Raw genomic sequence first — 26,280 nt, 5'->3', positions numbered from 1 at the left:
TGGCCGAGCGAGGGCGATTCCAGCCCCCCACCGTTCAGGAACACCGGACTTTCCTGAACGAAACCGTTCATCCGGCGCCGATCAAGCGGATCGCAGCCTCGCGCTCGAACAGGTAGAGCAGCACCCGCAGCGCCTGCCCGCGGGGGCTCTTCAGTCCGGGGTCGCGCTCGACGATCATGCGGGCATCGTCGCGGGCGGCTTCCAGCAGGGCGGCATCGCTCTCCAGGCGGGCGAGCCGGAACGCGGCCATGCCGGATTGCCGGGTGCCCAGCACTTCCCCCTCGCCGCGGAGCTTCAGGTCGGCCTCGGCGATGCGGAACCCGTCCTCGCTCGCGCGCATCATCTCGAGCCGGGCCCGCGACACCTGCCCGAGCGGGCCCCGGTAGAGCAGCAGGCAGGACGAGGCCTTCGAGCCGCGCCCGACCCGGCCGCGGAGCTGGTGCAGCTGCGCCAGCCCGAACCGCTCCGCGTGCTCGATCACCATGATGGTCGCCTCGGGCACGTCGACGCCCACCTCCACCACGGTGGTCGAGACGAGGAGCTTGGTCTCCCCGGCGGCGAACCGGGCCATGGCGGCATCCTTCTCGGGGCCGGGCATCTTGCCGTGGATCAGCCCGACCGCATCGCCGAAATGCTGCCGCAGGTCGTCGAAGCGCTCGGCCGCGGCGGCAAGGTCGACGAACTCCGATTCCTCCACCAGCGGGCAGATCCAATAGACCCGCTCGCCACCCGCGATGGCCCGGGCGAGGCCGGCCACCACCTCGTCGATCCGCTCGGTGGGCAGGGTGATCGTGCGGATCGGCTGGCGGCCGGCGGGCTTCTCGTCGAGGATCGAGACGTCCATGTCGCCGAAGAAGGTCAGCGCCAGGGTGCGGGGGATCGGCGTCGCGGTCATGACCAGGAAGTCCACCGCCTCGCCCTTGGCGCCCAGCGCGAGGCGCTGATGGACGCCGAACCGGTGCTGCTCGTCCACCACCGCGAGGCCGAGATCGCGGAAGGTGACCGCCTCCTGGAACAGGGCATGGGTGCCGACCAGGATGTCGATCTCGCCCGCGGCGAGGGCGGCGAGCGTGCTCTTGCGCTCCGCGGCCCGGTCGCGGCCGGTCATCAGGCGCAGGCGCAGACCGCCGGCCAGGGGCTTGAGCCGCTCGAAATGCTGCCGGGCGAGGATCTCGGTGGGGGCCATCAGGGCGGCCTGACGGCCGGCCTCCACCGCCGAGGCCATGGCCAGCAGCGCCACCGCGGTCTTGCCCGAGCCGACATCGCCCTGGAGCAGGCGCAGCATCCGGCGGGGCGCGGCGAGATCGGCGCGGATCTCCGCCACCGCGCGCGCCTGGGCGCCGGTCAGCGCGAAGGGGAGGGCGGCCTCGATGCGGGCGCTCAGGGCGCCGTCGCCGGCATTGACCCGGCCGGCCTTTCGCCGCTGGCGGGCGCGCAGGAGGGCGAGCGCGAGCTGCGAGGCCAGGAGTTCATCGTAGGCCAGCCGCTTCCGGGACGGGGTCGCGGGCGGCGGCTGGAGCGGATCCTCGGCCTTCGGGGGCGCCTCCTCGGGGCGGTGCTCGAGGCGGAGCGCATCCGCGAAGGCCGGCAGGCGATTCTTCTCCAGCCAGGCCGGGTCCTGCCATTCCGGCAGGACCGGCAGCCGGTCGAGGGCCGCCACCGCGAGCTTGTTGATCGCCCGCGAGGTCAGCCCCTCCGTGGCGCCGTAGACCGGCTCGACGGCGGGCAGCTCGGCGAGTCCCGCCTCGTCCACGATCCGGGACGGGTGGACCATCTGGCGGGTGCCGTCCCAGAGGTCGATCCGGCCGGTGATGTAGCGGTGTGCCCCGAGCGGCAGCATCTTCTCCACCCGGGCGCGGGGCATGCCGAAGAAGACCAGGGAGATGTCGCCGGTGGCATCCTCCACCAGAACCCGGTGCGGGCGCCGGCCCGAACCGATCTGGGCCGGCCGGTGCGCCACCACGGTGACGCCGATCGTCACCGGCTCGCCGACGGGCGCGTCGCTGATCGAGCCCATGAGCTTCCGCGCCACGCCGCCCTGGGGCAGGTGGAACAGCAGGTCCACGACCCGGGCCTCGCGCTCGGGGGTGCCGAGCAGCTTCTCGATGAGGGGCGCCATCTTCGGGCCGATGCCCGGCAGGGCGCGGGCCGGCGCGAACAGGGCGTCGAGAATGCTCGGGCGCAGGGCGGGTGCGTCGGCCGATGCGGCGGGGCGCGCACGGGCGGCCTCGCCCTCGGACGACTCGGCCGCGTCGGGGTCCTTCAAGGCCGGGTCCTGAGTCGCGCGTGCATCTGTCATGGCGGTTCGGCGGACATGGTGCCGGAGGCGCCTTATCATCCGGTGCATCCCGGCGCGCCAGTGCGGCCGATGAAGACCGAGCCCAGAGACCGATCCCATGGCCAGCGACTTCCTGCCGGGCTTCGACCGGCACCGGATCGAGACCGCACCGGGCGTGACGATCCATGCCCGCTCGGCCGGCTCGGGCCCGCCGGTGCTGCTGCTGCACGGCCATCCGCAGACCCTCTCCACGTGGCTCCACGTCGCCCCGCAACTCGCGGAGCGCCACAGCGTGGTGGCGATGGACCTGCGCGGCTACGGGGATTCGTCGAAGCCCCCGGGCGGGGACCGGCATACCAATTACGCCAAGCGCGCCATGGCGGCCGACGCGGTCGCGGTGATGCGGGCGCTCGGCCACGACCGCTTCGCCGTGGTCGGGCACGACCGGGGCGGGCGCGTCGCCCACCGCCTCGCCCTGGACCATCCCGCCGCGGTCGAGCGGATCGCCCTGTTCGACATCGCGCCGACCGCGACCATGTACGCGCGCACCGACAAGGATTTCGCCACCCGGTACTTCTGGTGGTTCTTCTTCATCCAGCCCCATCCCCTGCCGGAGACGCTGATCGGGGCCGATCCGGAATACTTCCTCCGCCACCACGTCGAGGGCCAGTCCAAGACGCCCGGCTCCACCCCGCCGGACCTCTTCGCCGAGTATCTGCGCTGCTACGCCGACCCCGCCTGCCGCCACGCGATCTGCGAGGATTACCGGGCGGCGGCCGGGATCGACCTGGAGCACGACGCCGCCGATGCGGAGGCGTGCGTCGCGGCGCCCCTGCTGGCGCTCTGGGGCGCGAAGGGCGTCGTCGGCCAGACCTACGACGTGCTGGCGACCTGGCGCGAGAAGGCCACCACCGTCTCGGGCCGGGCGCTTGATTGCGGCCACACCCTCCAGGAGGAGCGGCCGGACGCGGTCGTCTCGGAGCTGACGGCGTTCCTGGGCTGACGGCGGTCAGCCGCCCGGAACAGATCGACCGCGAGGTGGGCCGACAGGGTCTCGGCCCGGTCGAGATCGCCGGGCTCGGCTGCCGCCCAGGCCTCCGTCGCGGCGGGCGCCCGGGCGTCGGCCACCGCGGAGAGGACGGTCCGGCCGGGCGGGATCGGTCCGGGCCCGGCGCACCCGCGCCACCGCGATGCCGTATCCCGCGACCGCGTAGCCCCCTGCGACGAGGGGCAGGGACATCGGCCCGGTGCCGCAGCAGGCGTGGCGGCGCGCCTCCGGGATCCGGCGCGTGGCGCCGCAGCGCGGCGCCACGCTGGCGAAGCGGGAGGTCGGATCGAATCGCGACGGCATGCGGATCTCCGGGCGTGCGGCGCTGTGGCCTGCGCGGATCGGGCTTGGCAGAGAGGGCGGAATGCTCAGATACGGGCATGGGCCGCGCCGACGGGAGACCGTGGCGGCGGCCATCTCCCGGACGGGGGGCGCGGAGCCCGGCCGACCCAGGAACGAGCGGAGCGCGTGCGGGGCAACATGTCCGAAGGAGCCAAGGTCGAAGCGGGCCAGGTCGGAGGCGCCGCGACGCCGTTCGAGGTCGCCGTGGTCGGGGCCGGGGCCGCGGGTCTCGCCGCGGCGCTGGCGGTCGCCCGGGAGGGGATCCCCACGGCGCTGGTCGGCCGCCACGCCCCCGTGGCGGACGGGCGGACCGTCGCGCTCCTCGATGGGTCCGTGCGCTTCCTGGAGGCGCTCGGCGCCTGGGAGGCGGTGGCGCCGCACGCGAGTCCCCTCTGCGAACTCCAGATCGTCGACGACACCGGCAGCCTGTTCCGGCCGCCGCCGGCACGCTTCCGCGCCGCCGAGATCGGCCTCGACGCCTTCGGCTGGAACGTCGAGAGCGCCCGGCTGGTCGAGAGCCTGCGCGCCCGCGCCCGGGCGCAGGACAACCTCACCCTGGTCGAGGCGGACGCCGCCGGCGCCGTGCCCGGCGAAGCGACGGCACGCATCGCCCTGGCCGATGGCGCCGCGGTCGAGGCCCGGCTGGTGGTGGCCGCCGACGGCGCGCGCTCGCCGCTGCGGACCGCCAGCGGCGTCCGCGTGCGCGACTGGACCTACCCACAGAGCGCGATCACCACGATCCTGGCCCATGCGCGCCCGCACCGGGACGTCTCCACCGAGTTCCACACCCGGTCCGGTCCCTTCACCCTGGTGCCGCTGCCGGGCGGTCACCGGTCCAGTCTGGTCTGGGTGACCGGGGAGGGCGCGGCCCGGCGTCTCGCAGCCCTCGACGACGCCGCTCTGGGCCAAGCCGTGGAGCGGCAGGCCCGGGCGATGCTCGGCGCCATGCGGGTCGACGGCCCCCGCGGCCTCGTGCCCATGCGCGGCCTCGCGGTGACCCGGCCGGTGGCGAATCGGCTGGTTCTGATCGGGGAGGCGGCCCACGTCTTCCCACCCATCGGCGCCCAGGGGCTCAATCTCGGCCTGCGCGACGCAGCGACCCTGCGCGATACCCTGCTGGTCGCCGCCCGGGACCGCCGCGATCCCGGCAGCCGCCCGGTGCTCGACACCTATGCGCGGGCGCGCCGGGTTGACACGGCGGCGCGCACCGCCGCGGTGGATCTCCTCAACCGCAGCCTGCTCACCGGCCTGCTGCCGGTGGACGCGCTCCGCGGCCTCGGCCTGCTGGCGATGACGCAGCTCGGACCGCTGCGCCGGCTCGTGATGCGGGAGGGCGTGCTACCCCGGCTCGGCGCCCCGGAGCTGATGCGGGCGGCCCGCTGAACCGCGGGCGCCGCGACAGCCGGCGTCTTTGCGCGCGCCGCAATCCCCCGGGGCATTTCGGCGCCCGACGGCGCACGCGGCCCTGAGATCGATTCGCTGCGCGCGCACGGACGAGACGGTTCAGGGACGCCCGTTAAGGCGGTACGGGGACCTACGGCCTCAGAGATCCGGCTGGGCGGCCACGTAGGCGCCGAGGCGGGTCGCAAGGTCCACCGGGCCGCCGGCCCGGGCCCCGCCCGGATCATTGATGAGGATCACCGGGATGCCGCGGTCGCGGAGATGGCCGCGGAGGCGGGCGGCGCGGCGGGCATAGGCGGGATCGCGGCGGGTGGGCGCCTGAAGCAGCACCGCGGCCGGCCGGGCGATCACGGCCAGCACGTCGTCCGCCGCCTCCATCGAGGCGGTCACGCTCGCATAGCCGAGGCTGGCCAGCTCGCCCGAGAGGGACCGGTCCACGGCGCGGACGCCGTCGTCGACCACGAGCACTTGTTGCAGCGCACCCATAAGCTTGAGCGGTACTCCATCCCGGACGACTTGGAAAGATAGCCGTCACGACAATCCGATGCAGAACCCGCCAACAGGCGGTTCGGATCCCGTGGGTCCGTGTGCAGATGCGAGATTATCTGCGCCGCCTGAGCGCCGGATGAACCGGCGCGGCGCCGCCGTTCAGGTCGCCGCGACCGCCACGGCCGTCCCGCCCGACAGGAGCAGGCGGTAGCCCGAATCTCGCCACGCGCGCGGATCCGTCTCCGGGTTTCCGCTCCGGGGAAGCGCCTGTGCGGCGCAGGCCGGCCCACGACAGCCGAGGCCGCCCGCGGGCCCGTGGCCGACGTCCAGGAGCGTGCGCGGCAGGAGCGCGTCCTCCGGATGGGCCAGGGTCGCGGCGAGGTCCTCCAGGCCGGGGCGCGTGAGCACCAGCGCCTCGCCCAGGACCAGCGAATCGAGGCGCTGCGGGCCCGCGAGCCCGGCGCTCCGCCGGGTCAGCCGCGCGGGCGCACGATGGACCACGTCGAGGACGCGGACGGTCCAGGGCAGCGGCAGAGCGGCAATGGCCGATTCGACCAGGGCCGGGACCACGAGCCGGGTGGGCACCGGCCGCAGGAGGGCGGCGCGGAACCCGGCCTCGTCGAAGGGCAGCACGGTCTCCAGGCCGGCGCCCGCCGCCAGGGCGGCGCCGAGGCCGGTCACGAGGCCGCGCAGGTCGTGGCCGGGCAGGAGCGTCAGGACCCGCTCGTCCGCGGACAGGGGCAGCGCGTCGAGATGGGCGGCGATCGCCGCCGCGAGCGCCGCGGCGCTGCGGTAGACGGGCCGGCCGGGATCGCCGCCCGCGAAGGTGACGAGGCCGCGGCTCGGCGCCGGTTCGACCACGCCCCGCTCCAGGGCCATCGCGTCGAGGCTGATCACGCCGTCCGGCACGCTCGGACCGAAGGCCGCGAGGTAGCGCAGGCCGAAATGGCGCATGGCCGCGCGGGTGAGGTCCTCCGCGGGCCGACGCGCGCCGCGGCGGCCCTCCGTCAGAACGGCCACGAGGCCGGCGGACTCGATCCCGGCGGAGAGCTCGGCGCAATCCCAGACGGCCGGCATCGCGCAGGGGAGGTGGCCCGCCGCCTCGACGGCGAGATGGGCGAGGGTCGATTCGGCGCCCCCCGAGAACCACAGGCCGATCCGGCTGCCGGCGGGAAGCCGCCACGCGCCGATCCCGCGGGCGAGCCGCCCGACGATCTCGGCGGCGGCCGCGTAGGTCCAGGTGATGGCCGGGCGCCCGCACCAAGCGACGCGGTCACCCGAATCACGCAGGACCGTGCGCTGGGGGCCCGTCAGAGCCGCCGCGAAGAGGCGGGCCGCGAGACCCTCGGACAGGCCGCCGAAGAAGCTTTCGGACAGGCCTTCGGGCGCGTCCTCGGATCGCGCGGACGCGTCCAGTGCGGCGTCGGCCGCCCACTCCGCCACCGCCAACGCGCTCACACCCGCCGCCCCCGCCGATCCTGCAGAACTCCTACCATCTCGGCCCGGCAGGGTTAACCGACCGCTAAGGGGGCCGCCGCCGGAGGGCGGCCGCCGGCGGCCGACGGCGTGCCCCGATCACGCGCTCGTGCCTCGCGCCCGCGCAACGTCGTGCTTGCGGCCGGGCGTATGGGGGCCTATCGGGGGCCGGGCGCGGCCAGGACGGTTCCGACAGCCTCCCCGGCCGCGGTGTCATGCCTTCGCCTCATTCAAGGGGAAAGGCAGGCCGCCCGGTCGCCGGGGTGAGGGATGCGCGCAGACGGGCGCCCGTCCCGCCCGATGGCCGGACCGATTCATCCGGAGTTCCGGGCGGCACGCCAACGCGGCGGGCATCCGGACGGTCCGGCGGACCTGCCGCCAGGCCGGCTCCGCATCCTGCCAGCCACACCACGTCTCTTCCAAGGGGTCAGAGCCGATGTCCTTCACCCGCACCGCGACGCTCGCGCGCGCCGCTCTTTTCGGCCTCGCGGGCCTCGGTCTCGCGGCCGCGCCGGCCCTGGCGCAGCCGAAGAAGCCCGCCGCTCCCGCGCCGGCCGCGCCGGCGCCGACCGCCCCGGGCACCCCGGCGGCGAACACCCCGGCCGCCCAGACCGGCCCGCAGATCGTCGCCGTGAAGTCCGAGCCGAGCCAGGCCGACTGGACCAAGGTCTGCGGCAAGGATCAGGGCTCGGGCACCGACATCTGCTACACGACCCGCGACTTCGTGTCCGACCAGGGCCAGCCCGTGCTGGCGGTGGCGGTCTACGAGATGAAGAACGCCGCCCAGAAGCAGGAGGTGCGCGTGGTGCGCTACCTGCTGCCGCTCGGCCTGCTGCTGCAGCCGGGCATCCGCTTCAGCGTCGACGGCCAGGCGGCGACCGCCGGTCGCTTCGCGGTCTGCTTCCCGAACGGCTGCTTCGCCGAGGCAGGCGGCGTCGATGCCGGCGTGATCGCCGCGATGAAGAAGGGCACGACCCTCAACGTCTCGGTCCAGAACCAGACCCAGCGCGAGGTCACCTTCGCGGTGCCGCTGACCGGCTTCGGCAAGGCCTTCGACGGCCCGGCCATCGACCCGAAGGTCCTCGAGGAGCAGCAGAAGAAGCTCCAGGCCGAGCTGGAGAAGCGCTCCGAGGACATGCGCAAGAAGCTGGAGCAGCAGCAGGGCTCCGCTCCGGCCGCCGGTGCCGCGGCGCCGGCCCCCGCCGCCAAGTAAGGGCTTCTCGTCCGCGGTCCTCCGGGACCGCGAGCGCCATCGACCCGCCGCGCGGCGGGTCCGTATCGGGGGCCGGACCGCGAGGTCCGGCCCTTCGCGTTTGAGGCGCCCGGCGCCGGGATCTACCGGGTCCCCGCCGGGCCCGAACCCGGCTGGACGATCAGCACGCGCAGATCCTGGTCGGGAACGTAGTCCCGGGCCTCCCAGCGGAACGTGGTCGGCCCGGTCTTCCGGATGCCCGTGCGGCAGAAGCTCACCACCGCCTCCGGGCTGCCCTTGTCGACCGTGAGGGTGAAGCGCCCGATCGGCGCGGCCCAGTTGCGCGCCGTGGTGACGATGTAGGGCACCACGGTGGCGCGCAGGTAGCCGCTGGGATCCGCCGCCTTCGCCTGCAGGCGCCGGATCGCCGTGAGCCCGGCCTCGTCCAGGCAGTAGGTCGCCCGGTAGCCCTCGCGGGAGGCGTCCTTGAGGTCGAGGAAATGGAAGCCGTTCACCGGCGCGTAGCTGTGCGCGATGCGGACATCCTGCCCGGGCGGGAAGGTCTGGAGCCAGTGGAACTTCGCCTCGCTGCGCCACAGGCCCTCGGTCATGCGATCGGTCATCCCCTCGGATTCGGGGAACAGGCCGGCCTTGACCAGTTCGGCCCACGCGGCGGTGCCGATCCGCTTCTCGGCCGCCTTGATCGCGTCGAAGCGCAGCGGGTTCAGGGGCAGGTCGTGGCGGCGGAGGAGGTCCGTCACCTCGCGCTCGCCCACGAAGGCCCGCTCCTCCAGCTCCGGTGCGAGCGGCTTTCCGTCCACCGTCACGGTGAAGCCGACGAAGTTCGGGCTTTCGGGCTGCGGCAGCGCGAGGGCCGAGAAGCTGAGTTCGCGCCCGTCGATGGGCGGCAGCGGGAAGGCGATCCGCACCGTGCGGGGCTCCTGCCCCTGATTGCGGAACAGGTAGGAGACGCCGATCCGGTCGCTGGCGATCGACAGGTCCTCGCTCGCCAGCGCGATTCCGGGCTCGCGCCTCAGGACCAGCCCGCCGGCATCGAGTTCGGCGGCGCTATCGTTGGCGCGGGCCTGGATCGAGAGAAGGCCGGCGGCCAGAAGCGCGGCGGCGACAGGTCGGATCATGGCGTCGGGCCCGTGCGACGGCACGGGCCGTCACGGAAGGCTATCGCGGCGGCGTTGCCAGGATCTTGACGAGTCCCGGCCCGCTCAGTTCGTGGGGCGGTCCCGCATCCGGTATGCGCCGGCGGCGTCGCGCTCGAACATCTCGGCGATGCCGGCATGGCGCAGGGCTTCGCCCGACGTGTCGGGCAGGAGGTTCTGTTCCGACACGTAGGCCACGTACTCGGTCTCGGCGTTCTCGGCGAGCAGGTGGTAGAACGGCTGGTCCTTGCGCGGCCGGACCTCCTCGGGGATCGCCAGCCACCATTCCTCGGTGTTGTCGAACACCGGGTCGACGTCGAACACGACGCCGCGGAACGGGTAGATCCGGTGGCGCACCACGGCGCCGATCGCGAATTTCGCGGTTCTCAGTGTTACGTCCGTCATGGTTCAGTCCGTCCAGAACGGACAGATAGGTCCGTTGACGGGGCCTGTCACCGGGTCGGTGCCGCCGACCGGTAACGGCGCGCACCGGCCTGCGCGTCATCGGGTGACGGACGCGGGTTCGGGAGGCCGGATGCCGCGTTCGGCCGCGATCGCCCGGGCGGTGGCCTCGCGCCGAGCGGTGAGGTCGGCGGCGGCCGCCCGCGCCCGCGCCACGATGGCCGGCGGGGCCGTCCGGGGCGTGCCGCTGTCGAAGGGCGGCTCGGGGGCGTATTGCATGCCGAGCTGGATCGCCTGCGCGGCCTCGTCGCCGCGCAGCGCGGCGGCGAGCCGCAGCGCCCCGTCGATGCCCGCGGTGACCCCGGCCGCGAACACCCAGGTGCGGCCGTCCGCGTCGCGGTCGATCACGACGCGCTCATCCACCGGCTCGGCCCCGAAGAACGGGAGCAGGTGGACGGCGTTCCAGTAGGTCGTGGCCCGCCGCCCCACCAGCAGACCGGCCGCACCGAGGAGGAGCGCGCCGGTGCAGACCGAGAGGACGTGGCCGGCCCCGGCCGCCTGGTCGCGGATCCAGCCGAGCACGGCCGCGTCCCGCATCAGGGCCTCCTGGCCCTGGCCGCCCGGGACGTGCAGCACGTCGAGCCGCGGGGCCTCCGCCAGGGTGGCATCCGGCAGGATCCGGAGGCCGCGGACGTCGCGGACGGGGTCCAGGCTCGGCGCGTAGACCCGGTAGGTGCTGTTGGGCACCCGGGACAGGACCTCGAACGGGCCGGTGAGGTCGATCTGGTCCAGCCCCTCGAACAGGAGCGAGCCGATCTGCAGATGGGTGTCGGGCGGGATCATGCCGGGCCTCCGTGGTGGACCGGGACACCCTACCGCGTCAGGATCTGGCTGAAATGCCAAAGAGCCCTCGTTTCTCGCCAGATCCGCCGCGACCGGTCGAGGTGCTGGCCTTCCCGTCGGTGCAGCTCCTCGACGTGGCCGGGCCGCTCCAGGTCTTCGCCACCGCCAACGAGCACGGCGGCGCCGGGACCCCATACGCGCCGCGGGTGATCGCGGCCGGCGACCCGGGGCTCACCGCCTCGGCGGGCTTGCGGCTGGTGGCCGACCCGCTGCCGGATCTCGCGGCGCCGGTGGACACGCTGGTGATCGCGGGCGGCCCCGGCGTCGTCGCGGCCTGCGACGACGCCGCCCTGGTGGCCTGGGTGCGGGCCCGGGCGGGCCGGGCCCGCCGGGTCGCCTCGGTCTGCACCGGCGCGTTCCTGCTCGGAGCGGCGGGGCTCCTCGACGGGCGGCGGGCCGTGACCCATTGGAAGCATTGCGGCGCGCTCGCCGCGCGCTACCGGCGCGCCCGGATCGAGCCCGACCCGATCTTCGTGCGCGACGGCCCGGTCTGGTCCTCGGCGGGGGTCACGGCGGGCATCGACCTGACCCTGGCGCTGGTCGAGGAGGATCTCGGCCGCGCGACCGCCCTGGCGGTGGCGCGCCACCTCGTGATGTTCCTCAAGCGCCCCGGCGGGCAGGCGCAGTTCAGCGCGGCGCTGGCCCTGCAGGCGGGCGAGGAGCGGTTCGGGCGGCTCCACGCCTTCATGGCGGACAACCTGTCCGGCGACCTGTCGCTGCCGGCGCTGGCCGCGGCGGCCGGGATGAGCGCGCGCAGCCTGAGCCGGCACTATCTGGAGGCGACCGGCCTCACCCCCGCCAAGGCCGTGGAGCGCCTGCGGGTGGAGGCGGCCCGGCGGGCGCTCGCCGAGACGGCGCAGCCGGTGAAGCGCATCGCCCGGACCTGCGGCTTCGGCTCCGAGGAGACGCTGCGGCGCAGCTTCCTGCGGCACGTCGCGGCGACGCCGCAGGCGTATCGGGCGCGGTTCGGCGGGTGAGGGGGGACTAGACCGTGTCGCGGCGTTCGAGGGCCGCCAGGATCGTCTCGCGCACGCCGTCGCGATGGTCGTGGATGTCCGCGTTCGGGATGCGGAGCAGGGCGAAGCCGAAAGATTCGAGGATTTCGGTCCGCATGGCGTCTCGGACGAGCTCGGCATCCGTGGAATGCGTTGCCCCGTCCACTTCGACGATGAGTTTGGCCTCTATGCAGGCAAAATCGACGATGTATCGGTCGATCGGGTGCTGGCGGCGGAATTTCCAGCCGTTCAGGGCGCGGTTTCGCAGAATGCGCCAGAGCTTGGCCTCGGCGGATGTCTGGGTGCGGCGCAGGCTTCGGGCTCGCGGGGTCGACTTGATCACTGGACTGGCCCGAAAGGGTGATTGCGAGTCCAGGCGAGGTTACTGGCACATCGCTTGTGCGGGGCCACCTCCAGCTTGAATTCCTTGCCACCGGCTCAGAACAGAGCGCGGGTCCCCTCTCCCGTTCGGGAGAGGGACAGGGTGAGGGGTGCGACCTATCCGGAAAAACCTGATCCCTCACCCCAACCCTCTCCCGCACGGGAGAGGGGGCACGTCGTGGCTTGCGGACACCGATCTGTAATCAACAGGGGGGCGCACTCGGCAGCCGCTCACCCCAGCTTGTAGACCGCCGCCAGCTCCGGATCCTTCGCGGCCACCAGCTTGGCGAGATCCACGATGACCTTGGCCTGCTTCCAGGTGGCGTCGTCCTGCATCTTGCCGTCGAGCATCACGGCGCCGGTGCCGTCCGGCATGGCCTCGACGATCCGGGCCGCGAAGGCCACCTCGGCCGGGTCCGGCGCGAAGACCCGCTTGGCGATCGCCACCTGGCTCGGATGCAGCGTCCAGGCGCCCGCGCAGCCCATCAGGAAGGCGTTGCGGAACTGCGCCTCGCAGGCCGCGCCGTCGGAGAAGTCGCCGAACGGGCCGTAGAACGCCTTGATGCCGTTGGCCATGCAGGCGTCGACCATCTTGGCGATGGTGTAGTGCCAGAGGTCCTGCTGGGCGCTGGCCCGGGGCGCGTCGCCCGCCGGGTCCGCGATCACCCGGTAATCCGGGTGGCCGCCGCCGACCCGGGTGGTCTTCATGCCGCGGGACGCCGCGAGATCCGCCGGCCCGAGGCTCATCCCGTGCATCCGCGGCGAGGCCGACGCGATGGCGTCGACGTTGGCGACGCCCTCGGCGGTCTCCAGGATCGCGTGGACCAGGATCGGCTTCGTCACGCCGTGGCGCGCCTCGAGCTGGGCGAGGAGCTGGTCGATGTAGTGGATGTCCCACGGCCCCTCGACCTTGGGCACCATCACGACGTCGAGCTTGTCGCCGACCTCGGCCACGATCGTGAACAGGTCATCGAGAATCCAGGGCGAGTTGAGGGCGTTGATCCGGGTCCAGAGGCCGGTGCCGGTGGCGGCGAAGTCGGTGGCCTGGGCCATCGCCACGAAGCCCTTGCGGGCCGCCTCCTTCTGGTCGGCCGGGACCGCGTCCTCCAGGTTGCCCAGCACCACGTCGACCGTGCCGGCGAGCTCCGGCACCCGGGCGCGGACCTTGTCGTTGTGGGGCGGCACGAAGTGGATCATCCGCTCCAGCCGCACGGGCAGCTCGCGGAACGGGGCCGGCGCGCCGGTGGCGAGGGGCTGGAAGAAGCGGCGGGGCAGTTTCATCGGGTGCCTCTTGTCAGGGCTGGCGTCTGAGCCCCGTTAAGGCAGCTGGGGCGGGCGCGTAAAGCCGCGCCGCGCCGAAGAAGTCTCGAACTTTCGGCTCAGGCGGTCGTCAACCCTGTCGCGCTTCAGCCCCGGCTGCCGCGGCGCCCGGCCAGGCCGATCCGGTTGAGGATGCCGCCGGCCTCGCTGCCGGCCACCACCACGAGGCGCCGGACCTCGCCGCGCAGGAAGGCCTGCAGGAAGCGGTTGTAGTCGCGGAAGGAGACGCAGCCGTTCGAGGCGCCGGGCTGCCGCAGCATGTAGGTGTGGGCCAGCAGGCCGTCGCGGCCGTGGATCGCGGCGCTGCCGCCCACCGGGTTGAGGCGGATCGCCCGGACCCCGTGGAACAGGCGCTCGCGCTCGGTCAGCGTGTAGGTGCCGGGCGGCGTCGAGCCGCGCATGCGCAGGTGGACGTAGCGCGGGTTGTCCATGGCCTCGCCGAGTCCGGAATGGGCCTCCAGCACCTCGCCGGAGGGCAGCGTCACCGTGCGGGCGGTGATGTCGTAGACGGCCGTGCCGGCCACCGAATCGGGCTCCGGGCTGATCCGGGTGCGCGGCGCCTCCTGCGGCAGGGCGTCCGGGCTGGCATAGGCCAGCGCCTGACGGGGCTCCTGGCGGCTGTCCTGTGACGGGGCCGCGGAACCGACGCCGAACAGCTTCTCGAAGAAGGACGGCTCCTCGGCCATCGCGGCGCGGAACACGTCGCGGGTCCGGGGCAGGGCGCGGGTCGCCACCCGCGTGGCCGGGACCGCGGGCGCACGCCGCAGCTCGGGCGGACGCGACACCGGCAGCGGCACGAGGACGGAGGCGGGCGCGAGGGCGGCGGGCGTGGGCTCGGCCGCGGCGATCCGGACCGGGGCGGCCGGCGCCTCCGCGGTCGTCTCGCCCATCTTGGCCTGGGCGATCCGGCTCTGGGCCATCCGGATCTGGGCCTGCTCGGCCGTCTGCGCGGCCTTGGACTGCTCGGCCCGGGCAACCTGCCGGGCGATCTCGCGGATCGCCGGGGACGGCTCGGCACGGGCGATCTGGAAGGTGGCGGTCGGCGGGGCCTCGCCGAAGGCCGTCGCGGAACCGGAGCCCAGCGCCGGGCTCGGATCGAGCATCCAGGCGATGCTCGGCTTCGGCGCGGCGTTGCGAGCGGCGTGCCGGATCGGGGCGGCGACCGGCGGGAGCCCGGACATCGCCCCGGTCGCGGCGACGGTCTGCTGGTCGATCCGGGCCGGCCCCTGCGGGTGGCTGAACACGGCCCAGCCGGCCAGGGTTATGCCCGTCAGGGAGATGAGCGCCGTCAGCCGGGCGCGGCGGCGCGCGCGCCGCATGGCGCTCGGGTAGGGTGCCCGGGTGCGGATGACGGGATCGTAGACGGTCTCGACGTAGGTGATGCGCGGCGGCGCCCGGCGCAGGGGCGCCGCGCTCGGATACGCGGTCTGGAACGCGGCTTGGGACAACGCAGCCTGGGCCATTCGGGGAACTCGCGTACGCGCTTCCCCGTGGGCAGCCGCCGCCGTTCGCCCGCGAAAGCTTGTTTCCGCGCACGTGGCCTGGGTCGCCCGTCTGGGGAGGACATCAACCGTCCACCCCATTAAGCCGTGCTGTGGTTAATCCCCGCTAAAGAGACAGTTTCCGCGCGCGTTCCCGTGTTGGGACACAGCCTCAGATCGCCTGTCCGGGCGTGTCCATGGGCCCGTGGCGGCGCGCGACCAGCAGGCAGAGCAGGGCCACCGGCACGCCGATCAGGGACGTGCCGACGAAGAACCACGTGAACCCGGTCCGCTCGATCACGAAGCCCGAGAACCCGGCGAGCAGGCTGCCCGGCAGGGCGCAGAGCGAGGTGAGCAGGGCGTACTGGCTCGCCGCGTGCGCGGTCGCCGAGAGCCGCGACATGTAGGTGATCAGCACGATCGACGCGAAGGCGTAGGCAAAGCCGTCGATCCCCACGGTCAGCGCGAAGGTCCAGAACGCCGCCCCGCCATGGCCGCCGTGCCACGCGAGATAGGCCAGCGCGAGGTGCGAGGCCGAGGCCGTCACGGTGCCGATCAGCAGGCTCGCCATCATGCCGATCCGCGGGATGATGGCGCTCGCCAGGAAGGTGCCGCCCAGCGCGATCCAGAAGCCGAACAGCTTCGTCACGGTGGCGATGTCGGTGTTGGAGTAGCCGAGCGTCTTGAACAGCGGGATCGCCATGGCGTTCGAGACGTAGCCGGGCATCCGGAAGCCCGCGACCAGCGCCAGCACCGGCACGGCCAGCGGCCCGAGCCGGGCGAGGAGGTCGCGGATCGGCGCCCACACGGTCTCGACGAAGCCGCCGGTGGCGGGCGTCTCGGGGGCGGGGGGCTCGGGGGCGAGCAGGGCCGCGATCGTGCCGGGGGCCATCAGGGCGGCCATGCACAGGTAGGCGGCGCGCCAGCCATAGGCGTCGGACAGGTAGAGGGCGCCGGCGCCCGCCGCGAGGTTGCCGATCCGGTAGCCGATCTCCGACCACGACGACATCAGCGCCTGCCGCTCCGGGGGCGCGGCGGTGATGCGCCAGCCGTCGATCACCACGTCCTGGGTGGCGCCGGCCACGCCGAGCGCCAGGGAGAACGCCACCGTCCAGGCGAGCCAGTGGGCCGGATCGCCGAAGGCGACGCCGGCCAGCGCCAGGGCCACCAGGATCTGCGTGGCGACGATCCAGCCCCGGCGCCGCCCGAGCCAGCGGCCGATGAGCGGCGCGTCGTGGCGGTCGAGGAAGGGGGCCCAGAGGAACTTGAGCTTGTAGGCGATGGTCAGCTCGCTCATCAGCCCGATCGTGGCGAGCGGCACCTTGGCCTGGACGAGCCACGCCGACTGGGTCGCGTAGACGAGCAGGAACGGGATGCCCTGCGCGAAGCCGAGCCCGAGCACCGCGGCGACGCGCCGGTCGGTGAACAGGGGGGTGAGGAAGGCGTTTTTCTCGGATCTTGCCGGATCGGACGGGGCGCTGGCTGCGGCCGGGTTTGCCATCCACGCGTCTCCTGGGATTCGCGACGGAGAGAGCAGAGATGGGCGGGCGCTGCAACACACACGGCTTTCACACCTGCCCCCTCATCCTGAGGTGCCGAGGCCCGCTGACGCGGGCACCTCAGGATGAGGGAGTCTATCGGGCGGATCGTTACGCCGCCTTCTTCCCCCGCTCGGCGATCTTCACGAGGCTGCGCAGCACCTCGGTGGCGGTCTTGAGCCGGGCCGGGACCGTATTCAGCTCGCGCACGAACACGACGCTCATGTCGGGCCGCACCTTCGCGAAGGAGGCCTGCTCGGCCACGTAGGCGACGAGCCCCTGCGGGTTGGCGTAGGAGCGGTCGCGGAAATGGACCACCACGCCCTTCGGCCCGGCCTCGACCTTCTCGACATTCGCCTTGAGGCAGAGGATCTTGATCGTGCCGATCTTGAGGAGTTGCTCCACCTCCGGCGGCAGCGGCCCGAACCGGTCGATGAGTTCGGCGCCGAAGCTCTCCATCTCGGCATCGTCCTGGAGGGTGGCGAGGCGCCGGTAGAGCGCGAGCCGCGCGCCGAGATCCTCCACATAGGTCTCCGGGATGGTCACCGGGGCGCCCAGCGCGATGGTCGGCGACCACGCCTCCTCGGGCACGTCCTCGATGCCGGCCTTGAGCGCCGTCACCGCGTCCTCCAGCATCTGCTGGTAGAGTTCGTAGCCGACCTCCTTGATGTGGCCGGACTGCGCGTCGCCGAGCAGGTTGCCGGCGCCGCGGATGTCGAGATCGTGGCTCGCGAGCTGGAAGCCCGCGCCCAGGGTGTCGAGGCTCTGGAGCACCTTGAGGCGCTGCTCCGCCTGGGCGGTGAGCTGGCGGTTCGCCGGGGTCGTGAACAGCGCGTAGGCCCGGGCCTTCGAGCGCCCGACCCGGCCGCGCAGCTGGTAGAGCTGGGCCAGCCCGAACATGTCGGCCCGGTGGACGATCAGCGTGTTGGCGGTGGGGATGTCGAGGCCCGATTCCACGATCGTGGTCGAGAGCAGCACGTCGAACTTGCCTTCGTAGAAGGCCGTCATCACGTCCTCGAGCTGGCCCGCCGCCATCTGGCCGTGGGCCACCGCGACCTTGATCTCGGGCATCTCGGCGTCGAGGAATTTCTTGACCTCCGCCAGATCCTCGATCCTGGGAACCACGTAGAAGGACTGGCCGCCGCGGTAGCGTTCGCGCAGCAGGGCCTCCCGGATGGTCAGCGGGTCGAAGGGCGTCACGAAGGTGCGCACCACCAGCCGGTCCACCGGCGGCGTCGCGATGATCGAGAGCTCGCGCACCCCCGTCATGGCGAGCTGGAGCGTGCGCGGGATCGGCGTCGCCGACAGCGTCAGCACGTGGACGTCGGCCTGGAGCGCCTTCAGCCGCTCCTTGTGGGCGACGCCGAAATGCTGCTCCTCGTCCACGATGATCAGGCCGAGATCCTTGAAGGCGATGTTCTTGGCCAAGAGAGCGTGGGTGCCGACCACGATGTCGACCGTGCCGGCGATGAGCCCCGCCCGCGTCTGCTTCATCTCCCCGGCGGAGGCGAAGCGGGAGAGCTGCGCCACCTGGACCGGCAATCCTTTGAAGCGCTCCGCGAAGGTCCGGTAGTGCTGGCGGGCCAGCAGCGTCGTGGGGACGATCACCGCCACCTGCTTGCCGGAGATCGCCGCCGCGAAGGCGGCGCGCAAAGCCACCTCGGTCTTGCCGAAGCCGACATCGCCGCAGACCAGCCGGTCCATCGGCCGGCCGGCATTGAGGTCGTCCAGCACCGCGTCGATCGCGTTGGCCTGATCCTCGGTCTCCTCGAACGGGAAGCGGGCGGCGAATTCCCCGTAGAGCCCCTCCGGCGCCTTGAGGGCCGGCGCCTTCCGGACGAAGCGCTGGGCCGCGACCTTGATCAACTCGCCCGCCATCTCGAGGATGCGGCGCTTCATCTTGGCCTTGCGGGCCTGCCACGCGCCGCCGCCGAGCCGGTCGAGGGCGACCTCGGAATCCTCCGAGCCGTAGCGGGTCAGGAGCTCGATATTCTCCACCGGCAGCAGCAGCAGGCCGCCGGTGTATTGCAGCTCCAGGCAATCGTGCGGGGCACCCGCGGCGTGGATCGTCTTGAGGCCGACGAACCGACCGATGCCGTGGTCGGCATGGACCACGAGGTCGCCGGGCTGGAGCGCCTGCACCTCCAGGATCACGTCCTGGGGCCGCTTGGCCTTGCGCTTCTGGCGGACCAGCCGGTCACCCAGGATGTCGCCCTCGGAGACGACGGCCAGCTCGCCCGCGGTGAAGCCCGCCTCCAGGCCCCAGACGGCCACTGCCGCGTCGGTGCCGCGCTTGAGCGCGTAGACGTCGGTGAGCCGGGTGATCGCCACCGGCTTCTTGAGGCCGTGGTCGGTGAGCACGCCGCAGAGCCGGTCGCGGGATCCGTCGGACCAGGCGCCCAGGATCACGTGATGACCGGATCCCTGGAGGTCGCGGATATGCGCCACCGCGGCGTCGAACACGCTGGCATTCTCGTCGGCCCGCTCGGGGGCGAAGCTCCGCCCGGCCTTGGCGCCGCAATCGATCACGGCGCGCTCCGCGGATTCGGGCTGCGCGAAGGGCGTCAGCCGCGCCACCGTGGCGGTGGCGATCCGCTCCTTCAGCTCGTTCGGCGTCAGGTAGAGGGCCCGGGGCGGCAGCGGCTTGTAGGGAGCGACGCCGGCCTGCGGCGTCTTCATCGCGCCCTCGCGGGCCTGGTAATAATCCTGGACGAGGCTGATCCGCTCGGCGGCGGCGTCCTCGACCTGCGGGTCGAAGACCAGCGGCACGCCGCCGAGATAGTCGAACAGCGTGTCGAGGTGGTCGTAGAACAGCGGCATCCAGTGCTCGAGGCCGGCGTAGCGGCGCCCCTCGCTCACGGTCTCGTAGAGCCGGTCGTCCCGGGTCGCCGCGCCGAAGCTCTGGATGTAGCCCTGGCGGAAGCGCCGGATCGTCTCGGTGGTGAGCTGGACCTCGCTCATCGGCATCAGGTCCAGCGAGCGGAGCTGCCCGGTGGTGCGCTGCGTCTCCGGATCGAAGGCGCGGATCGATTCCAGCGTGTCGCCGAAGAAGTCGAGGCGGATCGGCGCGGCTAAGCCCGGCGGCGACAGGTCGAGGATGCCGCCGCGCACCGCATACTCGCCGGTGTCGCGCACGGTGCCGGTCCGCAGGAAGCCGTTGGCCTCGACCCAGGCGACCACGTCGTCCATGGACACGACGTTGCCGATCGCCGCCGAGAACGCCTCCTTGGCGATGTGGGTGCGGGGCGGAACCCGCTGCACCAGGGCGTTGACCGTGGTGCAGAGGATCCGCGGGCGGTCCTCGGCGGAGCGGGTGCGGGCGAGGCGGGCGAGCGCCGTCATCCGGGCGGCGGCCGTGGCCGTGGTCGGCGAGACCCGGTCGTAGGGCTGGCAATCCCAGGCCGGCAGGCTCATCACGTCCATCTCGGGCGCGACGAAGCCGAGCGCCGCCTGGAACGAGGCCGAGCGTCCGGAATCCCGCGCCACGTGGACCAGCACGGCCGGCGCGTCGACGGTGGGCGCCAGGGCGCGGGCGAGGTCGGCGAGCGCCAGCGCGTCGAAGCCCTCCGGGGCGTTCGCCAGGACCGGGCTGTCGCCGCGCTTCAGGGCGTCGATCGCCCGGGCGAGCGCCGAGGATTTCGGCAGGGCGAAGCGCGCGACCTGCGGCTTGGCGGCGGGGGCGGGGGGCTTCGGCTGAGGCTTGGCCATCGGGTCTTTCGCGGGAAATCCCGCCGGGCGCGTCAGGGGTAGAGGTCGGGTGGCGTTAGCCGATCGGGCCGCCGCGATAAAGCATGGCGGCGGCGGCCGGGCGGCGGGACAGAGCCTATATGGACGCTCCGTCGCGGCAGGGAACGGCCCTGCGCCGATGGGCGGCCGATCGTCGGTGAGCCGGGCCCAGGATGGCGCGCGGGTCCCCTCTCCAGCATGGGAGAGGAGACCCGCGCCGCATCGGGGCCGGGGATACCCCGGCGCACGCCCCTCAGGCGTCCGGCCCGACGATCTCCGCCAGCGCCGCCTCGACCCGGCCGCGGAAGAAATCCGCGTTGGGCATGTGCTCGGTCATCGCCCCGGCGCGCACCGTCGCCTGCCGCAGGATCTCGGCGCGGAGCGCCGGATCGGAGCGCTCCATCATCTCCAGCATGATCCGCACCACCAGCTCTGTGGCGATCGACCGGGCCGGGTGATCGTAGTTGGGCTTGGGTTCGTCCATCGCGGGCACTCTCGACCGGTCGCTCTCAGGAATGGATCGGCGCGTCGTGCCGGTGGAACGCCCGCACCCGCCGCCAGACCGACGTGTCGTAGTTCGACGGCGTCTCGACCTCGCCGGTGAGCCACTTGAACAGGTCGCGGTCCGGCACCTCGATCAGCGCCTCGAACTGGTCGAGCTCCGCCTCCGACAGGTCGCCGATCTCGGCATCGGCGAAGCGGCCCATGATCAGGTCCATCTCGCGGATGCCCCGGTGCCAGGCGCGGTAGAGGAGGCGGCGGCGGCGCGGATCGAGGTCGGCGCTCGTGCGGGTGGTGCCGGACATGGATCTCGGACCTCGGTTGAGGAAGGGCAGGAGCAGGGACGAGGGCTAGATAGGCGCCCGGGACCGGCGGATCCAGAACGGCGGCGCCCCTGGGCGGGTTACAACCGGCGCACGGGCGGCGTACGGGGGCCCAAAAACGAATTGCCTCCGGCGGGCGCTCCGTTATCTCGGGCTGCAACGCCCCGGACGGGGCGGCGAGCGGGAGCAGGACGATGCCGAAGGCGATCCGGGTCTACGAGTACGGCGGCCCCGAGGTGATGCGCTTCGAGGACGTGCCCCTGGCCGAGCCCGGCCCCGGGCAGATCCGCGTCAAGCAGGCCGCCATCGGCGTCAACTTCATCGACATCTACTTCCGCACCGGCGCCTACAAGTCCCCGCACATGCCCTACACCCCCGGCAAGGAGGGCGCCGGCACCGTCACGGCGGTGGGCGAGGGGGTCTCGCAGTTCAAGCCCGGCGACCGGGTCGCCTACGGCTCGGTGGCGGACGGCTGCTACGCCGAGGAGCCGGTGATCCCGGCCTCCGCGGCCGTGCCGATCCCCGAGGGGGTCGACGAGAAGACCGCCGCCGCCATGATGCTCAAGGGCCTGACCGTCGAGTACCTGCTGCACCGGACCTACGCGGTGAAGCCCGGCGACACGATCCTGTGGCAGGCGGCCGCCGGCGGCGTCGGCCTGATCGCCTGCCAGTGGGCCAAGCACCTCGGCGCCACCGTGATCGGCACCGCCGGCAGCCCCGAGAAGGCGGAACTCGCCAAGCAGAACGGCTGCGACCACGTCATCCTCTACCGCGAGGAGGATGTCGCCAAGCGCGTGCGCGAGATCACCGGCGGCAAGGGCGTGCCGGTGGTCTATGACGGCGTCGGGCAGGCGACCCTGATGGGCTCGCTGGACAGCCTCGCGCCGCTCGGCCTCCTGGCGAGCTTCGGCTCGGCCTCGGGGGCGATCACCGGGCTCGACCTCGGCCTGCTGGCCCCGCGCGGCTCGCTCTACGTGACCCGCCCGACGCTGGCGACCTTCACGTCGGACCGCGCCACCCTGGAGGAGGCGGCCGCCCGCCTGTTCAAGGTGGTGCGCGACGGCGCGGTGAAGATCGCGGTGAACGCCACCTACCCGCTGGCCGAGGCGCAGCAGGTCCACCGCGACCTCGCGGGCCGGGAGACCACCGGCTCGATCGTGATGCTGCCCTGAGGCCCGCGACCGTGACGCCCGGCAACGCCGACCTGCTCCTCGTCGTCGACGTGCAGGTCGATTTCCTGCCGGGCGGGGCGCTCCCCGTCCCGGGGGGCGACGCGGTGGTCGAGCCGATCAACGCGCTCCAGCACCGCTTCCGGCATGTGGTGCTGATGCAGGACTGGCACCCGGCGGATCACGTCTCCTTCGCCGAGACCCATCCCGGTCGGGCGCCGTTCGAGACCATCGTGCTGCCCTACGGGCCGCAGGTGCTGTGGCCCCGGCACTGCGTCCAGGGCAGCCGAGGCGCCACCTTCGCGCCGGGGCTTGCCACCGACCGGGCGAGCCTAGTGGTGCGCAAGGGGCTCGATCCCCGGGTCGACAGCTACTCGGCCTTCCTCGAAGCCGACCGGGCCACGCGCACGGGCCTCGCGGGGGCGCTCAGGGAGCGCGGCATCACCCGCGTCGCCGTGTGCGGCCTCGCCACCGATTTCTGCGTCGCCTGGAGCGCGCTCGACGCCCGCGACGCCGGCTTCGAGGTCCTCGTGGTGGAGGATGCGGTGCGCGGGATCGACGTGGACGGGTCGCTGGCGCAGGCCTGGGCGCGGATGGAGGCGGCGGGCGTCCGCCGGATCGCGGCGGCGCAGATCGGCTGAGCGCCCCCGGGGCGCGGGAGGCGAACCGCCGCATGCCGCGCGGGAGACCGCCCCCGCCCCGACGCGTTGGCCCGACATCGGCATCCGGGCAGGATGCCAGTCAGGAGCCAGCATGTCAGGCAAGCACCCGAAGACCGACACGCCCACGGACGCCGACCTCAAGGGCAATCCCGGGATCGGCACCTCGAAGGGGATGAGCGGCGCCGACCCGGCGGATCTGCAGGCGGATTCGACCTTCGAGGGCGACGTCGACAACGAGACGAAGCGCGACGGCGGCGTCGACCCGGACCACCGGCCGCGCAAGAACGCCTGACCGAGCCGGGGTGACGGCACGCCCGGGCCGGCCCGGCCCGGGCGATCCCGGTCAGCGGGCGCGGGCCGGCGGCTTCGGCCGCTGGGGCGCCGGGCCGGTCGCGAACCCGGCGGATGGGCCACTCGCCGGGACGTAGAGCTGGGCGGGGCTCGCGGTGTAGCCCAGGAGCTGCGCCGCGTTGGCGGCCCCGAAGGCGGCGGCGCCGTCGGCGCGGGCGGCGCCCACCGGGACGGTCAGCAGGAGCGCGGCGGACAGAGCCAGGACGGCGGGCTTCGACATGGGACGGACCCTTCGGTGCGCGCGGTCCCGGGAAATGCCGGTCCGCGCCGGATGGATCCCATGTGGGGGCGGCCGCGCGGGCCCGGCGTGCGCGACCGCACGACGATCCCGCGTCGCATCAGCGCGGGCCGCGCGACGGGGCCCCGCGACGGGGCGCCCCGTCAGAGCGCCAGCCCGAGCTGGAGCGGCGCCTCGGGCGCGTCCTGCGCGAAGCCCGACAGCGACACCCCGATCAGCCGCGCGCTGCGCCGCAGGGGGAACAGGCCGGCGAGCAGGTCGAGGCCGATCCGCTCCAGATTGGCCCGGTCGGCCACGGGAACGGTGAGCGATTTCGCCCGGGTAACCTGGGCGAAATCCGAGAACTTCAGTTTCAGGGTCACGGTCCGGGCGCGCATCCCCTTGGCCTCGGCCCCCGCCCAGACCTTGTCGAACAGCGGCGCCAGCCGGGCGGCCAGGACCTCGAAGGCCGCCGTATCCTCCGAGAAGGTGGTCTCCGCCCCGATCGACTTGCGCACCCGGTGGGCGCGGACCGGCCGCTCGTCGATCCCCCGGGCGACCGCGTGGTAGTAGGCGCCCGCGGAGCCGAAGGTCTCGCGCAGGCGCTCCGGCGTCCAGGCGCGGAGATCCGCCCCGGTCTCGATCCCGAGCCGCTTCATCTTCGCCTCGGTGACCGGACCGACGCCGTGGAACCGGCCGATCGGCAGTTCGGCCACGAAGTCCGGCCCCATGGCGGGGGTGATGACGAACAGGGCGTTCGGCTTCCTGTGGTCGGACGCCACCTTGGCGAGGAACTTGTTGTACGAGACCCCGGCCGAGGCCACGAGCCCGGTGCGCTCCAGGATCTCGGCCCGGATCGCCTTCGCCACGGCCGTCGCCGTCGGCAGGCCCAGGAGGTTCTCGGTGACATCGAGATAGGCCTCGTCGAGGGCCACCGGCTCGATGAGCGGCGTGTGCCGGGCGAAGACCGCGCGGATCTCCTCCGAGACCGCCCGGTAGACCTCGAAGCGCGGCTTCACGAACAGCAGGTCCGGGCAGAGCCGCCGGGCCGTGGCCGACGGCATGGCCGAGCGCACGCCGAACTTGCGCGCCTCGTAGCTCGCCGCCGCCACGACGCCCCGCTCCCGCGAGCCGCCCACCGCCAGGGGCTTGCCGCGCAGGGACGGGTCGTCGCGCTGCTCCACGGAGGCGTAGAACGCGTCCATGTCGATGTGGATGATCTTGCGGAGCGCGACCTCCGGATCCATCGCCGCCTCGGAGATCCGCGGTGAGTTCCTGCTCTGTTCCAAAGACCGCGGTGGGCCAGCGGGGTCAAGCCGCGTCGGAGAGGGCTTCAACAGGAGTCCGGCCCGCGCCCGTCATCGCGAGCGCAGCGAAGACGGGAATAGCCTTACGCCACGCTGCCGTAGAGGTCGTAGGCCTCGGCCCGGTCGATCTTCACGGTGACGATGTCGCCGACCCGCACCGGGCGCCGGAAGGCGGCGTGGACGGTGCCGTCGATCTCCGGCGCGTCGGCCTTGGACCGGCCCCGGGCGACCCCGCCCTCGACGGCATCGACGATGATCGGCAGCCGCTTGCCGACCTTGGCGCGCTGCAGCCGCAGCGCGATGCCGTTCTGCGTCTCCATGAACCGGCGCTTGCGCTCGGCCTTCACCGCCGGCGGCACGAGGTCGCCGAGCGCGTTGGCGGTGGCGCCCGCCACCGGCTCGTACTCGAAGCAGCCGACCCGATCGAGCTTGGCCTCCTGCAGCCAGGCCAGCAGCTCCTCGAACTCGGCCTCGGTCTCGCCGGGGAAGCCGACGATGAAGGTCGAGCGGATCGCGAGGTCCGGGCAGGTCTGCCGCCAGCTCCGGATCCGGTCGAGCTGGCGCTCCTGGTTGCCGGGCCGGCGCATGCGCTTGAGCACCGAGGGGCTCGCGTGCTGGAGCGGCATGTCGAGGTAGGGGAGCACCTTGCCCTCGGCCATCAGCGGGATGACCTCGTCCACGTGCGGGTAGGGGTAGACGTAGTGGAGCCGCACCCAGGCCCCGAGCTCGCCGAGCTCCTTGGTCAGGTCGTAGAACTTGGCCCGGACCTGCCGGTCGCGCCACGGGCTCTCGGCGTAGCGGATGTCGACGCCGTAGGCGCTGGTGTCCTGCGAGACGACGAGCAGCTCCTTCACGCCGGCCTTCACCAGCTTCTCGGCCTCGCGCAGCACGTCGGCGGCGGGGCGGCTGACGAGGTTCCCGCGCAGGGACGGGATGATGCAGAAGCTGCAGCGGTTGCTGCACCCCTCCGAGATCTTCAGGTAGGCGTAGTGGCGCGGGGTGAGCTTGATCCCCTGCGGCGGCACGAGGTCGAGGAACGGGTCGTGGGCCGGCGGCACCGCCTCGTGGACGGCGGCCACCACCGACTCGTAGGCCTGGGGCCCGGTCACCGCCAGGAGATCCGGATACTTCTCGCGGATCTCCTCCGGCTGCGCGCCCATGCAGCCGGTGACGATCACCCGGCCGTTCTCCGCCATGGCCTCGCCGATGGCCGAGAGCGACTCCGCCTTGGCCGAATCGAGGAAGCCGCAGGTGTTGACGATCACCACGTCGGCGCCGTCGTGCCGGCGGGCCAGCTCGTAGCCCTCGGCGCGCAGGTGGGTGAGGATCCGCTCGGAATCGACCAGCGCCTTCGGGCAGCCCAGCGACACGAACGAGATCTTGGGGGCCGTGATTTTGGATTCGGCTCCGGAAGCGGGGCCGCGGGGAGCAGGCGTGGCGGTCATGGCATTCGGGTCGGACAGGCCCGGCGCGGGCAACCGAGGATCGGTCGCCCGAAGCGCGAGGACGGGAATTCGGGATCGCGGTTCCTATACAAGCTCCCGCGCCGCCGCGCGAGACCGGCCGCCGCAGGGGTGACCGGACCGGCGCGCGCCGCTGACGCAGAACCGGAAACTTGGCC

General features: G+C 73.0%; 23 protein-coding genes. 7 read left to right on the top strand and 16 right to left on the bottom strand.

The genetic code is table 11. The features are described 5' to 3' along the window. Window positions 1–67: 67 nt before the first annotated feature. Window positions 68–2,299, bottom strand: coding sequence for an ATP-dependent DNA helicase RecG (recG, locus tag GGQ91_RS13145; RefSeq protein WP_182592174.1), 2,232 nt, complete (start codon window positions 2,297–2,299; stop codon window positions 68–70). Window positions 2,300–2,396: 97 nt separating this feature from the next. Here recG and GGQ91_RS13140 point away from each other — a divergent pair, with 97 nt between their 5' ends. Both GGQ91_RS13140 and GGQ91_RS13135 read left to right on the top strand, forming a co-directional pair. After that, window positions 2,397–3,281, top strand: coding sequence for an alpha/beta fold hydrolase (locus tag GGQ91_RS13140; RefSeq protein ID WP_182592173.1), 885 nt, complete (start codon window positions 2,397–2,399; stop codon window positions 3,279–3,281). A gap of 525 nt (window positions 3,282–3,806) precedes the next feature. Continuing rightward, on the top strand, window positions 3,807–5,051 hold the full coding sequence (locus GGQ91_RS13135) for a UbiH/UbiF family hydroxylase (RefSeq protein ID WP_043756817.1): 1,245 nt from the start codon (window positions 3,807–3,809) through the stop codon (window positions 5,049–5,051). 159 nt (window positions 5,052–5,210) lie between these two features. On the opposite strand, the gene GGQ91_RS13130 is transcribed toward GGQ91_RS13135, so the two are convergent. Next, a complete protein-coding gene (locus GGQ91_RS13130) occupies window positions 5,211–5,555 on the bottom strand; it encodes a hypothetical protein (protein WP_043357312.1) in 345 nt (114 codons plus the stop codon). A 162-nt stretch (window positions 5,556–5,717) separates the two neighbouring features. After that, a complete protein-coding gene (locus tag GGQ91_RS13125; RefSeq protein WP_274927521.1) occupies window positions 5,718–7,016 on the bottom strand; it encodes a class I adenylate-forming enzyme family protein in 1,299 nt (432 codons plus the stop codon). A gap of 454 nt (window positions 7,017–7,470) precedes the next feature. On the opposite strand from GGQ91_RS13125, the gene GGQ91_RS13120 reads away from it, so the two are divergent. Further along, window positions 7,471–8,247, top strand: a complete 777-nt coding sequence (locus GGQ91_RS13120) for an invasion associated locus B family protein (protein WP_043379642.1) — start codon at window positions 7,471–7,473, stop codon at window positions 8,245–8,247. Window positions 8,248–8,369: 122 nt separating this feature from the next. On the opposite strand, the gene GGQ91_RS13115 is transcribed toward GGQ91_RS13120, so the two are convergent. The 3 genes from GGQ91_RS13115 to GGQ91_RS13105 form a co-directional block, all read right to left on the bottom strand. Further along, window positions 8,370–9,365 (bottom strand): DUF4424 domain-containing protein, encoded by a 996-nt coding sequence (locus tag GGQ91_RS13115; protein WP_182592172.1) that lies wholly within the window; start codon window positions 9,363–9,365, stop codon window positions 8,370–8,372. Between the two features lie 84 nt (window positions 9,366–9,449). After that, a complete protein-coding gene (gene hspQ, locus GGQ91_RS13110) occupies window positions 9,450–9,788 on the bottom strand; it encodes a heat shock protein HspQ (RefSeq protein WP_043357318.1) in 339 nt (112 codons plus the stop codon). 96 nt (window positions 9,789–9,884) lie between these two features. Then, on the bottom strand, window positions 9,885–10,628 hold the full coding sequence (locus GGQ91_RS13105; RefSeq protein WP_043357320.1) for a DJ-1/PfpI family protein: 744 nt from the start codon (window positions 10,626–10,628) through the stop codon (window positions 9,885–9,887). Between the two features lie 53 nt (window positions 10,629–10,681). Here GGQ91_RS13105 and GGQ91_RS13100 point away from each other — a divergent pair, with 53 nt between their 5' ends. After that, complete coding sequence (locus tag GGQ91_RS13100; protein ID WP_043756811.1) at window positions 10,682–11,665, top strand: GlxA family transcriptional regulator; 984 nt, start codon at window positions 10,682–10,684, stop codon at window positions 11,663–11,665. A gap of 7 nt (window positions 11,666–11,672) precedes the next feature. On the opposite strand, the gene GGQ91_RS13095 is transcribed toward GGQ91_RS13100, so the two are convergent. The 7 genes from GGQ91_RS13095 to GGQ91_RS13065 form a co-directional block, all read right to left on the bottom strand. After that, complete coding sequence (locus tag GGQ91_RS13095) at window positions 11,673–12,026, bottom strand: endonuclease domain-containing protein (RefSeq protein WP_182592171.1); 354 nt, start codon at window positions 12,024–12,026, stop codon at window positions 11,673–11,675. 269 nt (window positions 12,027–12,295) lie between these two features. Then, window positions 12,296–13,345 (bottom strand): HpcH/HpaI aldolase/citrate lyase family protein, encoded by a 1,050-nt coding sequence (locus GGQ91_RS13090; RefSeq protein WP_043756806.1) that lies wholly within the window; start codon window positions 13,343–13,345, stop codon window positions 12,296–12,298. A gap of 125 nt (window positions 13,346–13,470) precedes the next feature. Continuing rightward, on the bottom strand, window positions 13,471–14,847 hold the full coding sequence (locus tag GGQ91_RS13085; protein WP_053608241.1) for a tlde1 domain-containing protein: 1,377 nt from the start codon (window positions 14,845–14,847) through the stop codon (window positions 13,471–13,473). Window positions 14,848–15,037: 190 nt separating this feature from the next. Next, a complete protein-coding gene (locus tag GGQ91_RS13080; RefSeq protein WP_053608240.1) occupies window positions 15,038–16,366 on the bottom strand; it encodes an AmpG family muropeptide MFS transporter in 1,329 nt (442 codons plus the stop codon). A 148-nt stretch (window positions 16,367–16,514) separates the two neighbouring features. Continuing rightward, window positions 16,515–20,111, bottom strand: a complete 3,597-nt coding sequence (mfd, locus tag GGQ91_RS13075) for a transcription-repair coupling factor (protein ID WP_053608239.1) — start codon at window positions 20,109–20,111, stop codon at window positions 16,515–16,517. Between the two features lie 271 nt (window positions 20,112–20,382). Continuing rightward, window positions 20,383–20,613: a hypothetical protein gene (locus GGQ91_RS13070; protein WP_043351867.1), complete on the bottom strand. Its 231-nt coding sequence runs from the start codon at window positions 20,611–20,613 to the stop codon at window positions 20,383–20,385. A gap of 25 nt (window positions 20,614–20,638) precedes the next feature. Then, on the bottom strand, window positions 20,639–20,935 hold the full coding sequence (locus tag GGQ91_RS13065) for an FAD assembly factor SdhE (RefSeq protein ID WP_043351869.1): 297 nt from the start codon (window positions 20,933–20,935) through the stop codon (window positions 20,639–20,641). 212 nt (window positions 20,936–21,147) lie between these two features. Between GGQ91_RS13065 and GGQ91_RS13060 the strand changes: the two genes are divergently transcribed. From GGQ91_RS13060 to GGQ91_RS13050, 3 genes are all read left to right on the top strand, one after another. Continuing rightward, entirely contained in the window at window positions 21,148–22,125 is a 978-nt protein-coding gene (locus GGQ91_RS13060) for a quinone oxidoreductase family protein (protein WP_043379664.1), read from the top strand. Between the two features lie 11 nt (window positions 22,126–22,136). After that, window positions 22,137–22,763 (top strand): bifunctional nicotinamidase/pyrazinamidase, encoded by a 627-nt coding sequence (pncA, locus tag GGQ91_RS13055; RefSeq protein ID WP_053608238.1) that lies wholly within the window; start codon window positions 22,137–22,139, stop codon window positions 22,761–22,763. A gap of 112 nt (window positions 22,764–22,875) precedes the next feature. Continuing rightward, the gene (locus tag GGQ91_RS13050) at window positions 22,876–23,076 is read left to right on the top strand and encodes a hypothetical protein (RefSeq protein ID WP_043350668.1); all 201 of its coding nucleotides are present in this window, start codon (window positions 22,876–22,878) and stop codon (window positions 23,074–23,076) included. A 51-nt stretch (window positions 23,077–23,127) separates the two neighbouring features. On the opposite strand, the gene GGQ91_RS13045 is transcribed toward GGQ91_RS13050, so the two are convergent. The 3 genes from GGQ91_RS13045 to rimO all read right to left on the bottom strand — a co-directional run bounded on the left by GGQ91_RS13045 (window position 23,128) and on the right by rimO (window position 26,104). Further along, window positions 23,128–23,355: a hypothetical protein gene (locus GGQ91_RS13045; RefSeq protein ID WP_182592170.1), complete on the bottom strand. Its 228-nt coding sequence runs from the start codon at window positions 23,353–23,355 to the stop codon at window positions 23,128–23,130. 161 nt (window positions 23,356–23,516) lie between these two features. Then, window positions 23,517–24,599, bottom strand: a complete 1,083-nt coding sequence (gene dinB / locus GGQ91_RS13040; RefSeq protein WP_043350672.1) for a DNA polymerase IV — start codon at window positions 24,597–24,599, stop codon at window positions 23,517–23,519. Between the two features lie 143 nt (window positions 24,600–24,742). Next, the gene (gene rimO / locus GGQ91_RS13035) at window positions 24,743–26,104 is read right to left on the bottom strand and encodes a 30S ribosomal protein S12 methylthiotransferase RimO (RefSeq protein ID WP_043379826.1); all 1,362 of its coding nucleotides are present in this window, start codon (window positions 26,102–26,104) and stop codon (window positions 24,743–24,745) included. Window positions 26,105–26,280: the final 176 nt, after the last annotated feature.

Source organism: Methylobacterium fujisawaense (assembly GCF_014138435.1).
In the GTDB taxonomy this organism is placed as follows: domain Bacteria; phylum Pseudomonadota; class Alphaproteobacteria; order Rhizobiales; family Beijerinckiaceae; genus Methylobacterium; species Methylobacterium fujisawaense.
This window is presented reverse-complemented; position numbering and strand designations above follow the sequence as displayed.

What these genes read in the sequence shown, in the direction of transcription:
- GGQ91_RS13085 (WP_053608241.1), bottom strand. Translation starts at nt 14,847, where the DNA reads ATGGCCCAGGCTGCGTTGTCCCAAGCCGCGTTCCAGACCGCGTATCCG.
- GGQ91_RS13070 (WP_043351867.1), bottom strand. Translation starts at nt 20,613, where the DNA reads ATGGACGAACCCAAGCCCAACTACGATCACCCGGCCCGGTCGATCGCC.
- GGQ91_RS13050 (WP_043350668.1), top strand. Translation starts at nt 22,876, where the DNA reads ATGTCAGGCAAGCACCCGAAGACCGACACGCCCACGGACGCCGACCTC.
- GGQ91_RS13100 (WP_043756811.1), top strand. Translation starts at nt 10,682, where the DNA reads ATGCCAAAGAGCCCTCGTTTCTCGCCAGATCCGCCGCGACCGGTCGAG.
- GGQ91_RS13115 (WP_182592172.1), bottom strand. Translation starts at nt 9,365, where the DNA reads ATGATCCGACCTGTCGCCGCCGCGCTTCTGGCCGCCGGCCTTCTCTCG.
- dinB (WP_043350672.1), bottom strand. Translation starts at nt 24,599, where the DNA reads ATGGATCCGGAGGTCGCGCTCCGCAAGATCATCCACATCGACATGGAC.
- GGQ91_RS13065 (WP_043351869.1), bottom strand. Translation starts at nt 20,935, where the DNA reads ATGTCCGGCACCACCCGCACGAGCGCCGACCTCGATCCGCGCCGCCGC.
- recG (WP_182592174.1), bottom strand. Translation starts at nt 2,299, where the DNA reads ATGACAGATGCACGCGCGACTCAGGACCCGGCCTTGAAGGACCCCGAC.
- mfd (WP_053608239.1), bottom strand. Translation starts at nt 20,111, where the DNA reads ATGGCCAAGCCTCAGCCGAAGCCCCCCGCCCCCGCCGCCAAGCCGCAG.
- GGQ91_RS13060 (WP_043379664.1), top strand. Translation starts at nt 21,148, where the DNA reads ATGCCGAAGGCGATCCGGGTCTACGAGTACGGCGGCCCCGAGGTGATG.
- GGQ91_RS13105 (WP_043357320.1), bottom strand. Translation starts at nt 10,628, where the DNA reads ATGATCCCGCCCGACACCCATCTGCAGATCGGCTCGCTCCTGTTCGAG.
- hspQ (WP_043357318.1), bottom strand. Translation starts at nt 9,788, where the DNA reads ATGACGGACGTAACACTGAGAACCGCGAAATTCGCGATCGGCGCCGTG.
- GGQ91_RS13080 (WP_053608240.1), bottom strand. Translation starts at nt 16,366, where the DNA reads ATGGCAAACCCGGCCGCAGCCAGCGCCCCGTCCGATCCGGCAAGATCC.
- GGQ91_RS13120 (WP_043379642.1), top strand. Translation starts at nt 7,471, where the DNA reads ATGTCCTTCACCCGCACCGCGACGCTCGCGCGCGCCGCTCTTTTCGGC.
- GGQ91_RS13090 (WP_043756806.1), bottom strand. Translation starts at nt 13,345, where the DNA reads ATGAAACTGCCCCGCCGCTTCTTCCAGCCCCTCGCCACCGGCGCGCCG.
- GGQ91_RS13045 (WP_182592170.1), bottom strand. Translation starts at nt 23,355, where the DNA reads ATGTCGAAGCCCGCCGTCCTGGCTCTGTCCGCCGCGCTCCTGCTGACC.
- GGQ91_RS13140 (WP_182592173.1), top strand. Translation starts at nt 2,397, where the DNA reads ATGGCCAGCGACTTCCTGCCGGGCTTCGACCGGCACCGGATCGAGACC.
- GGQ91_RS13135 (WP_043756817.1), top strand. Translation starts at nt 3,807, where the DNA reads ATGTCCGAAGGAGCCAAGGTCGAAGCGGGCCAGGTCGGAGGCGCCGCG.
- GGQ91_RS13130 (WP_043357312.1), bottom strand. Translation starts at nt 5,555, where the DNA reads ATGGGTGCGCTGCAACAAGTGCTCGTGGTCGACGACGGCGTCCGCGCC.
- rimO (WP_043379826.1), bottom strand. Translation starts at nt 26,104, where the DNA reads ATGACCGCCACGCCTGCTCCCCGCGGCCCCGCTTCCGGAGCCGAATCC.